The organism is Microbacterium sp. MPKO10 (assembly GCF_026107415.2).
Lineage (GTDB): Bacteria > Actinomycetota > Actinomycetes > Actinomycetales > Microbacteriaceae > Paramicrobacterium.
In genome coordinates this window covers 127,927-142,655 of sequence record NZ_JAPCHX010000001.1, presented here as the reverse complement: position 1 = coordinate 142,655, position 14,729 = coordinate 127,927, and the positions used below count along the sequence as shown (strand labels likewise).

Here is a 14,729-nt window from a genome sequence, read left to right as displayed (position 1 = left end):
GAGCCGTGTACATTGACCGATATGCACACGATGTCTGCCCCGGTTGCCGTGATCGGTGACGCGCTCATTGACGAACTGCGTGATGAGACGGGAACCCGGGATTTCGTGGGAGGTGCCGCGCTCAACGTCGCCGTGGGCCTCGCCCGGCTCGGCGTGCCCGCGACTCTCATCGCGATGGTCGGAGACGATGCTGACGGTGCCCGGATCGCCGAGTTTCTACACCAGCACGGTGTGGGCTTCGTGCGCACGATCGGGCCCAACGGAAGCTCGCGTGCGATCAGCGACCGCACGGACGGCGAGCCTCGCTACATCTTCAACGAGGCGGCGCAGAAGCGCGCAATCGAGTTCGGGGCCGAGGCGAGGGCCGTCATCGCCGATGCATCGTTCACGGTGGTCAGCTGCTTCCCATTCGACGATCTTGCGCAGGTGGGCGAGCTCACGGCATCCCTGCCCCGTGGTGATCGGCGTCTGGTCGTCGACCCCAACCCGCGTGAGGGGATGCTGCATTCGCGCGAGCGTTTCGTGCGTGGTTTCGAGAGCGTCGCCGAGCACAGTGCGTTGATCAAGGTCGGCGACGATGATGCCCGGATGCTGTATGGCACAGAGCTCGACGACCTCGTCGCTCGTCTGGCCGACGCCGGGGTGCCGCACGTGGTCGGGACGGCGGGTCGCGACGGCGCCATCGTGCGCACGGGAGAGGTGACGATCGCGCGCCCGATCGCTGAGCTTCCCGGTGCCGTCATCGACACGATGGGCGCGGGGGATGCGGTTCTCGCGTCCGTTGCGGCGGGGCTCGTGACAGCGGGTGTTCCGTCGTCACCCGACGCCTGGGGTGAGGTTCTGGAACGTGCGATGAGGGTCGCCGCAGCGACCTGCCGCCACGAGGGAGCGCTTCTTCGCCAGCCATGATTCTGCGCGGCGTGGCCCGATTTCGTCCACGCCGTCTGAACGGCTAATATTTCTGTGGCGCCTTCGGTTGGCTGTACAAGTTTGGTCGAGCGCGCCCCTGGCGAGTTACCCAAGCGGCCAAAGGGATCTGACTGTAAATCAGCTGTCATCGACTTCGGGGGTTCGAATCCCTCACTCGCCACTTTTTTCTGAGTCGGGACATCGTTGACGTCTGAGTCGCGACGTAGCTGACGCTGCGCTCGATAGGTGGCTGCATCATTCGCCGCGTCTCGCACCGACAGCGCTCGGGGATGTTCTCTCTCGACGGGACGATCGCGTCCTCGCTGTAGGAGGTGTAGGACGCGCCGTATTAGAGATCGTGGTGCCCAGGCTCGCGACGATCACCAGCGCGATGGCCGTCAACCGAAGCAGTCCCGAGGGCTGCTGCAGTAGCATCCACCCGACGAATGCGGCGGCGACGGGCTCGAGGCTGAGCAGAATGCTGAAGACGTGACGTGGGAGTCGTCGCAGCGCAGACAGCTCGAGCGAGTAGGGGAGCGCTGAGGCGAGCACCGCTGTTGCGATCGCCAGGATGATCACCCGGGCGTCGAACGTTGCGGCCACGATGCCGGGCAGTCCGAACGGCAGCACGACCAGCGCAGAGATTACCAGCGCCACAGCGAGGCCAGACGGACCGGGAACGCTGCTACCAACACGCGCGCTGGCGAGAATGTAGCCCATCCAGAAGACCGCGGCGATCAGCGCGAACGCGACGCCAAGGGGGTCGAGGGCGGTGACACCGGCCATGCTCTCAACGCCGATGGCGGCGAGACCCAGAGCCGCGATCGCCAGCCAGAGTGCATCGAGCCGACGCCCTGAGAGAAGTGCAGAGAGCAGCAGCGGGCCGACGAACTCGATCGTGACGGCGGCACTCAGCGGAATGAGCCCGATGGATGCGTAGAAGAAGCCTTTCATTCCCGCCATCGCGATGCCGAGGACGATCACTCCGCGCCACTGCCCACCGGTCCACGAGCGAACACGCGGCCGTGCCACGAGAAGCATGACCAAGGCGGCGATGCCGAGGCGCAGCGCCGTCACTCCCCAGGATCCGAGGTCAGGAAAGAGCTGCGTGGCCAAAGCAGCGCCGAACTGCAGCGAGACGCAGGAGCCGAGAACGAGCGCGACGCCGGACGCTGAGCGCCGTGCATCAGTCATCAGACACCGGATTGCGGAGAAGCGTGTGCATGCCTCCAGCGTCGCCCGGACCAAAACTTAAGTCTAGCGATCGTTCATTACCTATTAGCATTAGGTGAACTAAATGAACGGGAGGGTGCTCATGCTGTCACTGTCACGACTGCGGATGCTGCGAGAGCTGCACCGTCTCGGCACGCTGGCCGAAGTGGCGCGTGCGCTCTCGTACACGCCGTCTGCGATATCGCAGCAGCTGTCCCTGCTGGAGCGCGAATGCCGTGTGACGCTGCTGGAGCGAGTCGGACGCCGGGTCCGGCTCACCGACGAGGCCCTGACGCTCGTTGCCCACACCGAGGAGGTTCTCGCGCAGCTCGAGCGAGCCGAAGCCGAACTCGCAACGGCGAATCAACGCGTGAGCGGCACGCTGAAAGTGGCGTCGTTTCAGACCGTTGTGCTGTCGTTCGCTCCGACGGCGCTGACCCTCATGGCCGAGCGGCACCCGGACGTGACAGTGGAGATCACGCAGCGCGAGGTGGGTCCCGCCTTCGACGGGCTGCTCTCGCACGACTTCGACCTCATTCTCGGGGAGGAGTATCCGGGGATGCCGGAGCCAGTGCGCGACGGCGTCGACCGCGCTGAGTTGCTCAGCGACCCTCTCAGGCTCGTTCTGCCACAGAGCGGCCCCCTGAGCACGCGTCCGCGCGTGTTGCGCGACCTGGCCGATGCTCCGTGGGCGTTCGACCCGGTGGGTGCGCCCACCGGAGCCTGGGCGCGCATGGAGTGCCGCGCCGCCGGGTTTGAGCCGACTGTCCGTTTCGATACCCCGGACCCGCTCATGCACGCACACCTGGCGCGGACCGGGCACGCCGTCGCCTTCATTCCGGCGCTGATTGCCGCTCAATATCTGGGTGGCACGCAGATCTTCGGGTTGCCCGGTGACCCTCAGCGGATGCTGTTCACAGCGGTGCGAGCCGGGCGAAGCGCGCATCCGGCGGTCCGTGCCTTCCGCGAATGCCTGGCTGAGGCCGCGCGGTGGGAAGAACCCCCGTCGCCCGTGCACGTTCTGGAAGCCTCTGAGCGCACAGTCTGATCAGGTCGTCTGACCGCTGTGCTGGCCCTCGCCGACCTCTTCTACGAGCTTGTCGTTGAACGCCGGAAGATCATCGGGCGTTCGGCTGGAGACAAGCCCCTGATCAACGACGACCTCCTGATCGACCCACGTGGCTCCCGCGTTCGTCAGATCCGTCCGGAGGCTCGGGTAACTCGTCAGCGTCCGGCCCGCGAGGACATCCGCGTCGGCGAGAATCCATGCTCCGTGGCAGATGACGCCGACGGGCTTGTGCTGCTCGAAAATGCCCCGCGCAAACGCGACGGCGTCGTGGTCGAGCCGGAGGCTATCGGCATTCACCACGCCGCCCGGCAGCAGCAGGGCGTCGAAATCGTAGGGCTTCGCCTCGCGAACAAGCATGTCGACATCCTGCGCATGTCCGTTTTTGCCCGTGATGCTGTCGGCAATCGGAGCGACCATCGTGGGGATGGCTCCCGCGTCGACGAGCGCCTTCCAGGGGCTGGTCAGCTCGCTGTCTTCGAAACCGTTCGTGGCGAGAACCGCCACCTTCTTACCTGTCGTGCTCATATGCTCTCCTCTCATCGGGTGCGACCGAGGATCGCTGTGACGCCTCGGTGCAGAGCGAACGTTCACGACGTCGGAACACTCCCCAGTGTTCTCGGGAGTCGTGTGTGATGCAAGGGGACGTTCTTCATCACGGGATTCGGTGAGACGAGCAGGTGCGGACAACGCGGGATAACGCCGATCACGGGTCTCTAGACACAGCATCCGGTCGCATGTTTGCCGTGGCGCCAGCACGCGCATTCTTTGAACTAACACTTGAAGGTTATGGCCCGAGTGGAAAATTTGTCTGGCTGGCGTTCTCGCCCGTCATGACAGGCGAGAAGCCCTGAGGTGCGTTGTTCCCCCTTTGGGGGACTTCACAAACACGCGTCGCGGTCTGGAAATATTCAGCCTCCCTTTGCTACTGTTTACCAATCCGTTACAAAACGACAGCCCCCATTGTCGTGCGTAGCGACAGCTGTGCCCCCTAGCGAAGAAAGTCCGTCTGCCTGTGTCGAGCCGTGCCTCTGAAGAGAACAAATCTGTTCTCGACCCCTCGGGCACCGCATCGACCCCTCACACAGGAGCCGCATTCGAATCGCGTCGGGCTCGCCGTGAGCGTGAGGCGCAGGCCGCGCGTATGCAGGCGCAGTCGTCAGGGGTTGCCGATCTGGTTGACGGTTCGTCATCGACGACGCCGGCCAACACGGAGTTCCTGACGCGCCGCGAGCGCCGTGCGGCATCCGAGCCCCGCTCACACGGCCTGTCATCGGCTCTGTCGTCACAGCCGGACGCTCCTGCCGAGCCTCCTCTTACGCGGCGCGGCCGTCGGCGCACTGCGGCACCGGGCAGCGCAGAGCAGGCCATCGCGGAGCCGACCCGTGACGAGGAGATCCAAGAGGTCGCCGCGAGCGAGGCAATAGCGCCCCGCAGCGACAGCGACGCAGGGCGGCAGCTCGCAGACATTTTCGACGCCGCCACCGCGACAACTGAGGGCACGGAAGAGGTCATCGAGGCTGAACCGGCCGAGCTGGCCGAGACAGACGGCACGAGCGCCCTTCACACGCCTGAAAACAGTTCCGAGCCAGACGCCGGACCGATGGTGTCCGAGCCCGCAGAGATCTGGACCCCCGAGGCATCGGCAGCGAATGCTGAGAACGCGGATGCTGAGCCGGTCGACGCGGAGGCTCACGAGGTCGCTCCCGACGCTGTCCCGACAACGACCGAGTCGTTCGAGCAGATCATTGCCGGCGCATTCCCGATCGACGAGTCATCGGTGCCGGACGAGCCCGTTGAGGACGAGCCTGTCGACACGTCGACGGACTCCGCGGACGAGGCCGAGACCCCGACCCGTGACGAGTCTGCTGAGCCCGCCGCCGACCGCCGCGGACGTCACGGCGCTTCGTCGTCGGACCCCATCGAGGCACCGCGCCCGCCGCGTTCCATTCGCCGCATCGCCGCGAAGACCATGAGCATCAGCGCTCTCCTCGCCGTCGGCCTCATGACCGTTGCCACGTCCATCCCCGCCAACGCCCTGCTGAGCGCAGACGATGTGCAGGCGCAGAAGCGTGAGGCGCTCGTGGCATCGCAGACGTCGGCGCCGGGCGACGCGCAGTCGATGGTGAACACAGCATCAGCCGATCTCAGCGTTCACCGTGACACCTACGGCGCGCTGTCGGCTGCTCAGACCGCGACCTCGCTCGGGATCAACCCCGAAGATACGTTCACGAACGATCCGAACGGAACAGTTCAGTGGCCGTTCTCCGTCGGCGTGCACATCGGCAGCGGTTACGGCCCCCGCGCCGGCTGCTCGCTTGGTTGCTCGACGAACCACCTCGGCCAGGACTTCAACCCCGGCTACGGGGCGCCCATCCAGTCGATCGCCGATGGCGTTGTCGTCGAGTCGACCGACGCCGGCGGCGGCTTTGGCGTCAAGATCGTTATCGAGCACGTCATCGACGGCCAGATGATCCATAGCCTCTACGGGCACATGATCCCCGGTTCACGCACGGTGCAGGTCGGCGACCACGTCTCGGTCGGCCAGATCATCGGCAAGACCGGGAGCACGGGAATCTCGACCGGTGCCCACCTGCACCTGGAGATCCTCATCAACGGAACCACGCACGTCGACCCGCTCGCGTGGCTCTACGAAAACACCAACTAAGCACGGCACTCGTCATCACTCTCCCGGCTCCGGCCGGGTTTTCTGCTGTGTGGGGTGAAGTCTGTGTGAGGTGAAGCGCCGGGCTCGAGTGAGGCGCCGCCGCGGCGGCACCTCACCCTCTACGGCGTCAGGTACCAGACCGTTGTGTCCGCCGGGATGACGTCGTCACCCGACAGCGGAACGCTGGTGAGGATCCGCGTGGCTTCAATGAGAGACGTCGGCGTGGCAGCATCCGAGTCACCCGTATTGGCGACGACCGTGACCGGGCCGTTGGCGAACCAGAGGATGCTGTCGTCACCCGCGTCGTGCCACTCAAGGGCACCGAGCCCGAGCTGATGGGTGGCGCGCAGCCAAAGCGCTCGGCTGTAGAACTCGAGTGTCGAGGCGGGGTCGCCGAGTTGGCTGGCGCGAGCGTAGGCATCCCAATCGGCGGGCTGCGGAAGCCAAGACGCACCTGTCTCGCTGAACCCGTATGCCGGTGCGCCGGGCTCCCACGGGAGCGGCACGCGGCACCCGTCTCGACCGTAGCGGGTGCCGTGCGTGCGGAACCACGTCGGGTCCTGCCGCGCATCATCGGGCAGGTCGATCGCTTCGGGCAGCCCGAGCTCTTCACCCTGATAGAGATAGGCGCCGCCCGGAAGGGCAAGCATGAGAGCGGATGCTGCGCGTGCACGCCGCAGCCCCAGCTCCGTGTCCGGACGGTCCGTGGTCTTCGGTCCGATGCCGTGGCCCTGCGGATTGTCCTCGGTCAGCGCGAGGCGCGAGGCGTGGCGGACGACATCGTGGTTCGAGAGCACCCAGGTGCTCGGCGCGCCGACCGCAGAGAACGCGGCGATCGACTCGTCGATGACGGCGCGCAACGCAGGCCCGTTCCACGGGGTCTCGAGGTAGGGGAAGTTGAAGGCCTGCTGCATCTCGTCTGGACGCACCCACAGCGCCATCGTCGACAGCGGATCTACCCAGGCCTCGGCGCAGAGCACGCGTTCGCCGTCGTACTCGGTGAGAACCTGATGCCATTCCCGGTAGATCTCGTGAACTCCGTCTTGCCCGAAATACGGCGGCAGGTCAGCATCCGCTTTGCCTGTGCCGCCCATGCTCCCGGCGCTCTGCGGCGGGGTGTAGTCGGGGAGGCCGTCCGCCTTGACCAGACCGTGCGCGACGTCGATACGGAACCCGTCGACGCCCCGGTCGAGCCAGAAACGCAGTACGTCGCGGAACATGGCACGCACATCGGCATTCGACCAGTCGAAGTCGGGCTGGCTGGAATCGAACAGGTGCAGGTACCACTGGCCCGGTGTGCCGTCATCGTCGACAATGCGCGTCCAGGCCGGCCCTCCGAAGATGGACTCCCAGTTGTTGGGTGCTGTATCGCCGTTCGGCCCCCGCCCGTCACGGAACATGTACCGAGCGCGCTCTGGCGATCCGGGCTGTGCGGCGAGTGCCTGCTGAAACCATTCGTGCTGGTCGGAGGAATGGTTGGGGACGAGATCGACGATGACCCGGATGCCGCGGGTGTGCGCAGCCTGAGTCATCTCATCAAAGTCGTCGAGCGTGCCGAAGAGTGGGTCGACGGCGCGGTAATCGGCAACGTCGTAGCCGGCGTCCTTCTGCGGTGAGGCGAAGAACGGTGAGAGCCAGATCGCATCGATGCCGAGGTGCTTCAGTGCATCGAGGCGTGAGGTGATTCCGCGCAGATCGCCGATGCCGTCACCGTTCGCATCGGCGAACGAGCGCGGATAAATCTGATAGATCACAGCGGAGCGCCACCACTCGGCGCCGTCGATGGTCGCCGAGGCGTCGAGGGGCGCATCGGGTGAATGTGCGGTGGCATGAGTCATGCGACTACTGTACGGGAGCATTCGGCATTTATGGAAACGCTTACTGATGAGGCGCGCGAGTAGCTTCCTCTATTGGCGCGACAACTGCACCCTCGCGCTTGTGTTTTAGGGATTGCTCATGTAATAGTGTAAACGCTTACACATCGAACGTGACAAGCATCATGCACGAAGAGCACCACGAGCCGCACAGGCACACAGCAATCGAAAGGCACACCAATGACGGTGAAGAAGAACCCCATTCTCGCCCTTGGCGCGATGACCGCGGTGGCAGCGCTCGCGCTGACCGGATGCTCGTCCGGAGGCAGCGACGAGGCGAGCGAGAAGGATGGCTCCACGACGCTGACCGTGTGGGTCGACGCCGACCGCGCGCCCGTCCTGAAGGATGTCGCCGCGGCGTTCGAAGACGAGTCGGGCATCAAGGTGAAGCTCGTTCAGAAAGACTTCGGCAAGATTCAGGAGCAGTTCGTTCAGCAGGTTCCGACTGGGAAAGGGCCGGACATCACGATCGGCGCGCACGATTGGCTCGGCGACTTCGTGACGAACGGCGTCGTGCAGCCAATCGAACTCGGAGACACCGCCGGTGACTTCCAGGACGTCGCGATCACGGCGATGAGCTACGACGGCAAGACCTACGGCGTGCCGTACTCGATCGAGAGTATCGCGCTGCTGCGCAACACGGAGCTCGCACCGGAGGCACCCGCGAGCTACGACGACATGGTGCAGATGGGCACAGACGCGGGAACAGAGTTCCCGTTCCTTGTGCAGGTCGGTGAAGAGAGCGACCCGTATCACCTCTACCCGTTCCAGACCTCGTTCGGCGCCCCGGTGTTCGGAACCAACGACGACGGGAGCTACAACTCTGACGACCTGCAGATCGGCAACGATGGCGGCATCGAATTCGCGAACTGGCTGGCCGAGCAGGGCGCAGCGGGGCTGCTCCCGACGACCGTCGACGGCGACATCGCCAAAGAGAAGTTCGTGAGTGGCGACTCGCCCTTCCTCATCACCGGCCCGTGGAACGTGGGCGCTGCTGAAGAAGCGGGCATCGACCTCGCCGTCGACCCGATCCCCGCTCCGGGCAGCGGGCCCGCTCAGCCGTTCGTCGGCGTGCAGGGCTTCTACGTCTCGGCGAAGAGCAAGAACGTGCTCGCGGCCACGGAGTTCCTCACCAACTACATCGGCACGAAAGACGTGCAGCTTGAGCTGTACAAGGTTGGCAACCGTGCACCAGCACTGACCGCGGCGTTCGACGAGGCCAGCGCTGACCCGATCACCGCGGCCTTCGGCGAGGTCGGTGCCAATGGCGTCCCGATGCCGAACATCCCCGAGATGGGTGCGGTATGGCAGTACTGGGGTGTGACCGAGGCCGACATCATCAACGGCAAGGGCGACCCCGCCGAGCTGTGGACGACGATGGCCGACGACATCCAGAGCGCCATCGACGGCGAGTAATTCCCCGATGCCGACCGGGCAGGTACCCGGTCGGCATCGCCTACCCGACGAGCACAGGGAATCATGAGCACTCAGACACCACACGCCCCGAGCGGGCGCGAACTGCGCCAGCGGCGCCGAGCGCGGCAGATCGCGGAACACGCCTCAGGCGGCATCCTCTCTCTCATCATCAAGATCGCCCTCATCGCGGTGGTCGATGCGATCTCGCTCTTCGCGCTGTTCGTCGCCATGACGCAGCGGCAGTGGATCGTGTTTGCCGTCGTGCTCGTCATCGCGGCCGTCGTCAACGTCGTGTACTTCACCCGCGGCTGGCTGCCCGCCAAATACCTCACACCGGGGCTCGTCTTTCTGCTGATCTTCCAGGTGTTCGTGATCGGCTACACGGGCTACATCGCCTTCACGAACTACGGTACGGGACACAACAGCACGAAAGAGGATGCCGTCATGGCACTCGTGCAGTCGGCCCAGGAGCGCGTGCCCGACTCACCGGCGTATGACCTGACGGTGCTCGAACAACTCGGTAACTACAGCTTTCTGGTCACGGCACCAGACGGAACGGTCAGCGTTGGTGATGACGACACCCCGTTGAGCTCCGTTGGCGACGCGGAGATGTCCGGAGGCGTCGCTGTCGGCCTCCCGGGCTACACGAGTCTCGACTTCGCCGGCATTCTCGAACACCAGAAGGAGATCGCCGCGATGACGGTGCAGATCTCCGACGATCCGAACGACGGAGCCCTTCGCACCCCAGACGGCTCCAAGGCGTACCTGTATGTTTCGACGCTTGAATACGATGAGGCGGCCGGGACGATGACCGACACTGAGACGGGCACCGTCTACTCAGACACCGGGGTCGGTGCGTTCACTGCCGAGAGCGGCGAGCAGCTCATGCCGGGGTGGAGCATCAACGTCGGGGTCGAGAACTTTACGAAGGCGTTCACGGAGCAGAGCATCCGCGGCCCGCTCATCAGCGTCACCATCTGGACGTTCGCCTTCGCCCTGCTCAGCGTTCTCACCACCTTCGCGCTCGGCCTCTTTCTCGCGATCGTGTTCAACGACATGCGGATGAAGGGGCGCAAGCTCTACCGGGTCGTGATGATCCTGCCCTACGCGTTCCCGGGCTTTCTTGGGGCGCTCGTCTGGGCTGGGCTTCTGAACCGAGACTTCGGCTTCGTCAACGACGTGCTCTTCGGCGGAGCCGCCATCCCCTGGCTGACCAACACATGGTTGGCGAAACTCAGCATCCTGTGGGTCAATCTCTGGCTCGGCTTCCCTTACATGTTCCTCGTCTGCACGGGCGCCCTGCAGTCGATTCCCGATGAGCTCACCGAGGCAGCAACGGTCGACGGGGCGAAACCGTTCGCGGTCTTCCGCTTGATCAAGCTCCCGCTCCTCCTGGTCTCGATTGCGCCGCTGCTGATCTCGTCGTTCGCCTTCAACTTCAACAACTTCAACCTGATCTACATGCTCACTGAGGGTGGTCCCCGTGACGCCGCTGCCGGCATCAACGTCGGCGGCACGGACATTCTCATTTCAATGGTGTACAAGGTTGCGTTCGACGGGGCGACGAGCGACTACGGACTGGCGAGCGCATTCTCGATCATCATCTTCGTCGTCGTGGCGCTCGTGGCGATCATCAGCTTCAAACAGACCAAGGCGCTGGAGGATCTGAACTGACATGAGCCGCACACAGAACGCATCGCCCGCGACCCGACAGGCCGTTCCCACGAACCCGGCTGCCCTCCCGGGCAAGCGACCCGTCAGCGCCGGCCGCTGGTTCCGCGCCACCGGATGGCGACACCTCGTCGGAATCATCGTGATCATCTACGCCGTATTCCCGCTGCTGTATGTGCTCTCAGCATCCCTTAACCCGAATGGGACGCTGTTGAGCTCAAACGGTCTCTTCGCGAGGATCGGCCTCGACAGTTACGTGACGCTGTTCACATCTCCGCAGCAGCCGTATGCAGCATGGTTCGGCAACACGCTGTTCATCGGCCTGACGGCGTCGGTCTGCACGGTCTTCTTGGGGGCGCTTGCCGCATATGCATTCAGCCGCATGCGCTTCAGAGGGCGCCGGTTCGGGCTCGTCTCGCTGCTGGTCGTGCAGATCTTCCCCCAGCTTCTCGCCGTCGTCGCGATCTTCCTCCTGCTGAACACGATCGGCGAGATCTTCCCGATTCTGGGCATCGACAACCAGGTCGCCCTCATCATGGTCTACCTCGGCGGCGCGCTGGGCGTGAACACGTACCTCATGTATGGCTTCTTCAACACGGTGCCGACGGCGCTCGACGAAGCGGCAAAGATCGACGGGGCGGGGCACGCACGCGTGTTCTTCACGATCATCCTGCCGCTCGTCTCGCCGATTCTCGCGGTCGTCGGGCTGCTGTCGTTCATCGCCACGACTAACGACTTCGTCATTGCCAGCGTCGTGCTGGTCTCGCCCGAGAAGCAGACCCTGGCCGTCGGGCTCTACCAGTTCGTCTCGCAGGAGTTCACGAGCAACTGGAGCGTCTTCGCGGCGGGTGCCGTGCTCGCCGCACTGCCCGTGATGGCACTGTTCCTCTACCTGCAGAAGTACATCGTCGGCGGCCTCGTCGCCGGTTCCGTGAAGTAGGAGTCCCCATGACCACCGAGCTGCCCGACCTTCCGCTGCTGCCGCACCACGACGGCTCGCCGCTGTACGTCTCGACACAGCATCCGCGTCTCGGCGAGACGGTGCGCGTTCGATTGCGCGTGCCCCAGGCGCTGGGCGAGCTGAAGGGTGTGCGCGTTCGTTCGAATCCGGACCGAGAGCCCGTCTTTGCTGTCGCCCGGCGAACAGCATCCGCTCTTGGCTGGGACTGGTGGAGCGCCGACGTGACTGTCGCCTCGCGTGAGCATGGGTACCGCTGGCTGCTGCGCACCGCGACCGGCACCGATCTGTGGGTGAATGCCCGGGGCGTCTTCGACACCGAGACCCTCGACAGCGAGGACTTTCTGCTCGTCACGTATGACGCACCGCCCGACTGGGCTGCGTCGACCGTGCTCTATCAGATCTTCCCCGATCGATTCGCCCGTTCGGATGCCGCGGACGCGCGACCGACCCCCGAGTGGGCGGTGCCCGCCGCGTGGGACGACGAGGTGCGGTTGGACCCCGAGGCGCGGTCGACGCAGTTCTACGGCGGCGACCTCGACGGGATCATCGAACACCTCGATCACCTTGAGCGACTCGGGGCGACGATGATCTACCTGACGCCGGTCTTCCCCGCGCGCTCCAATCACCGGTATGACTCGGCGAACTTCGACGTGGTCGATCCGCTGCTCGGCGGTAATGGGGCGCTGATCCGCCTCGTTGAGGCTGCGCACGAGCGCGGGCTTCGCGTGATCGGCGACCTCACAACAAACCACTCCGGTGACGCCCACGAGTGGTTCGTCGCCGCCCACAAGAATCCGGATGCTGTTGAGAGCGACTTCTACTACTGGCGCGATGCCGAGCACGATGGCTACGAGTCGTGGCTCGGCGTGCCCAGCCTGCCCAAGTTCAACTGGAACTCGCGAGAGCTGCGCCGACGGTTCATCGAGGGAGCCGACTCGGTGGTCGCGCGGTGGCTGAAACCGCCGTACTCCCTCGACGGCTGGCGCATCGACGTCGCGAACATGACGGGCCGGCTCGGCGACGATGACTTCAACGCCGAGGTGCGGCAGACCATTCGCCGCACAATGACCGAGATCAATCCCGACACGATCCTGCTCGCCGAGTCGACAAACGACGCATCGAGCGACTTCCACGGAGACGCATGGCACGGTGCCATGACGTATGCGAACTTCACCCGACCGCTGTGGGGCTGGCTGTCTGAGCCGCTCGCGGATGCCGGGGGAGGGCTCGGCATGGCGATGCAGACGATTCCCCGGTACACCGGGCGGCAGCTCTATGCGGCCCACCGGCAGTTCACCGCCGGGTTCCCGTGGCGGGTGCGCCTCGGCAACATGAACGCCCTCGACACGCACGACACTCCGCGGTTTCTCACGCGCGCGCTGCCGGGCACACTCCCGGTCGCGGCAGGGATGTCTGTGACGCTTCCTGGCATCCCCGTCGTGTGGGCCGGCGACGAGTTCGGGCTCACGGGGGTCGACGGCGAGCATTCGCGCACGCCGATACCGTGGCACGCTGCGGATGCAGCATCCGGAACCATCGACCTGTACTCGGAGCTGATTGCCCTGCGCCGCAAGCATTCAGCTCTCAACGGCGGAGGAATGCGCTGGGTGCACGTGAGCGATGACGCGCTCGCGTACGTGCGCGAAGACGGCGACGAGAGCCTGCTGATCGTGGCAGCGCGCGCTGACGTCAGCGTCGATCTGCCTGCCGAGGTCATTCCGACGCCGGATGCTGTCGAGCAGCTGTTCGGCGGGTTGGTGCTGAGCACAGAGGGCGACAGCATCCGCATGTCGGGCACTGGTCCTGACTTCTCGGTGTGGCAGACGGCAGGAGCCTGAGCGTGCGGAACGTTGAGGAATTCTCTCGCCTGAGCGACGAGCTGGAGCAGGCGTGCCGTGAGACAGACGGTGTAATCGGATTGGTGCTGCTCGGCTCAGCGGCAGATGCGACTCGTCGCGACGAATGGTCTGATCACGACTTCTTCGTGCTCCTTGAACCGGGCCGCGAGCGCGACGTGCGCCGCGATATGAGCTGGCTGCCGCGATTCGAGAAAAGCGTGCTGCTCGGGCGTGAAGGCGATATCGGGTTCGTTGTCGTGTATTCAGACGGTCATATTCTTGAGTTCGCGGCGGCAACAGCCGACGAACTCACTGGCGCGTTGGCCGACGACGCTCTGATCGTTTATGACAGTGAAGGCATCGTTGCACGGATCATCGCGGTTGCTCGGGATCGCGCAAACGCCAGCGACGGGCTCGCTGCGCCTTCTGAGGAACGCGCGGCGAACGACATGCGGCTCGTTCTGGTGAAGCTTCTGATTGGAGTTGGTCGCGCACGTCGCGGGGAGGTTCTCAATGGTTCGAACTTCGTGCGGGGCTGGGCTGTCGAGCTGCTGGCCCGAGTGGTGCGCGCCCGAATTCCCTCGCAGCTCCCGAGCTCCCGCGACAAGACCGATCCGCTTCGTCGATTTGAACGCGGTTACCCCGAGCTCGCTGCGCGGATAGATACCGCCCTCGCGCAGGATGTCGAGTCTGCTGCGCATGGCCTCTTCGACGTGGCACGGGATGTGCTCGAGCCCGGCTGGGATGGCTTCCCGAGTGACGCAGCGGACGCTATCGCCGCACGTCTTGGTTGGTGAGACGACGACGGTGCTGATGTGAAGGCGCCGTGTTCACGAACCGCTCAAAGGTTTGATATTCTTTAGCGGTTGCCTGTTGCGGGAAGCAGCGGGCGATGCCCCGATAGCTCAGTGGTAGAGCACTTCCATGGTAAGGAAGGGGTCGTCAGTTCAATCCTGACTCGGGGCTCGTCGTTCTTCGGAGCGTCGTGCGGCAGGGTAGCTCAGTTGGTGAGAGCGCACGACTCATAATCGTGAGGTCGCGGGTTCGAGTCCCGCTCCTGCTACACCGCAAGAACCCCCGGTCATCGCGACCGGGGGTTCTGTCGTCTCGCCTG

11 protein-coding genes and 3 tRNA genes are annotated in these 14,729 nt (G+C 64.8%); 11 read left to right on the top strand and 3 right to left on the bottom strand.

Features of this window, described 5'->3' with window-relative positions:
• Positions 1–21 precede the first annotated feature (21 nt).
• Complete coding sequence (locus tag OK352_RS00645) at positions 22–909, top strand: carbohydrate kinase family protein (RefSeq protein ID WP_265139459.1); 888 nt, start codon at positions 22–24, stop codon at positions 907–909.
• A gap of 99 nt (positions 910–1,008) precedes the next feature.
• Positions 1,009–1,090: transfer RNA gene (locus OK352_RS00640), tRNA-Tyr, on the top strand.
• A gap of 74 nt (positions 1,091–1,164) precedes the next feature.
• On the opposite strand, the gene OK352_RS00635 is transcribed toward OK352_RS00640, so the two are convergent.
• On the bottom strand, positions 1,165–2,103 hold the full coding sequence (locus OK352_RS00635) for an EamA family transporter (RefSeq protein ID WP_265139458.1): 939 nt from the start codon (positions 2,101–2,103) through the stop codon (positions 1,165–1,167).
• A gap of 121 nt (positions 2,104–2,224) precedes the next feature.
• Here OK352_RS00635 and OK352_RS00630 point away from each other — a divergent pair, with 121 nt between their 5' ends.
• Positions 2,225–3,169 carry a LysR family transcriptional regulator gene (locus OK352_RS00630; RefSeq protein WP_265139457.1) on the top strand — a complete coding sequence of 315 codons (945 nt, stop codon included), beginning with the start codon at positions 2,225–2,227 and terminating at the stop codon, positions 3,167–3,169.
• Here OK352_RS00630 and OK352_RS00625 read toward each other — a convergent pair whose 3' ends face one another.
• Positions 3,170–3,715: a type 1 glutamine amidotransferase domain-containing protein gene (locus OK352_RS00625; RefSeq protein WP_265139456.1), complete on the bottom strand. Its 546-nt coding sequence runs from the start codon at positions 3,713–3,715 to the stop codon at positions 3,170–3,172.
• A gap of 487 nt (positions 3,716–4,202) precedes the next feature.
• Here OK352_RS00625 and OK352_RS00620 point away from each other — a divergent pair, with 487 nt between their 5' ends.
• Positions 4,203–5,855: a M23 family metallopeptidase gene (locus tag OK352_RS00620; protein WP_265139455.1), complete on the top strand. Its 1,653-nt coding sequence runs from the start codon at positions 4,203–4,205 to the stop codon at positions 5,853–5,855.
• Positions 5,856–5,974: 119 nt separating this feature from the next.
• On the opposite strand, the gene OK352_RS00615 is transcribed toward OK352_RS00620, so the two are convergent.
• Positions 5,975–7,693 carry a glycoside hydrolase family 13 protein gene (locus OK352_RS00615; protein WP_265139454.1) on the bottom strand — a complete coding sequence of 573 codons (1,719 nt, stop codon included), beginning with the start codon at positions 7,691–7,693 and terminating at the stop codon, positions 5,975–5,977.
• 216 nt (positions 7,694–7,909) lie between these two features.
• Between OK352_RS00615 and OK352_RS00610 the strand changes: the two genes are divergently transcribed.
• From OK352_RS00610 to OK352_RS00580, 7 genes are all read left to right on the top strand, one after another.
• Positions 7,910–9,145, top strand: a complete 1,236-nt coding sequence (locus tag OK352_RS00610; protein WP_265139453.1) for a sugar ABC transporter substrate-binding protein — start codon at positions 7,910–7,912, stop codon at positions 9,143–9,145.
• Between the two features lie 63 nt (positions 9,146–9,208).
• Positions 9,209–10,819 (top strand): ABC transporter permease subunit, encoded by a 1,611-nt coding sequence (locus OK352_RS00605; RefSeq protein WP_265139452.1) that lies wholly within the window; start codon positions 9,209–9,211, stop codon positions 10,817–10,819.
• A gap of 1 nt (position 10,820) precedes the next feature.
• Positions 10,821–11,756: a sugar ABC transporter permease gene (locus OK352_RS00600; protein ID WP_265139451.1), complete on the top strand. Its 936-nt coding sequence runs from the start codon at positions 10,821–10,823 to the stop codon at positions 11,754–11,756.
• 8 nt (positions 11,757–11,764) lie between these two features.
• Complete coding sequence (locus OK352_RS00595) at positions 11,765–13,615, top strand: glycoside hydrolase family 13 protein (protein WP_265139450.1); 1,851 nt, start codon at positions 11,765–11,767, stop codon at positions 13,613–13,615.
• A gap of 2 nt (positions 13,616–13,617) precedes the next feature.
• Positions 13,618–14,412, top strand: a complete 795-nt coding sequence (locus tag OK352_RS00590) for a hypothetical protein (protein ID WP_265139449.1) — start codon at positions 13,618–13,620, stop codon at positions 14,410–14,412.
• A gap of 97 nt (positions 14,413–14,509) precedes the next feature.
• Positions 14,510–14,581 (top strand) — tRNA-Thr (locus OK352_RS00585).
• A 23-nt stretch (positions 14,582–14,604) separates the two neighbouring features.
• Positions 14,605–14,678 (top strand) — tRNA-Met (locus tag OK352_RS00580).
• Positions 14,679–14,729: the final 51 nt, after the last annotated feature.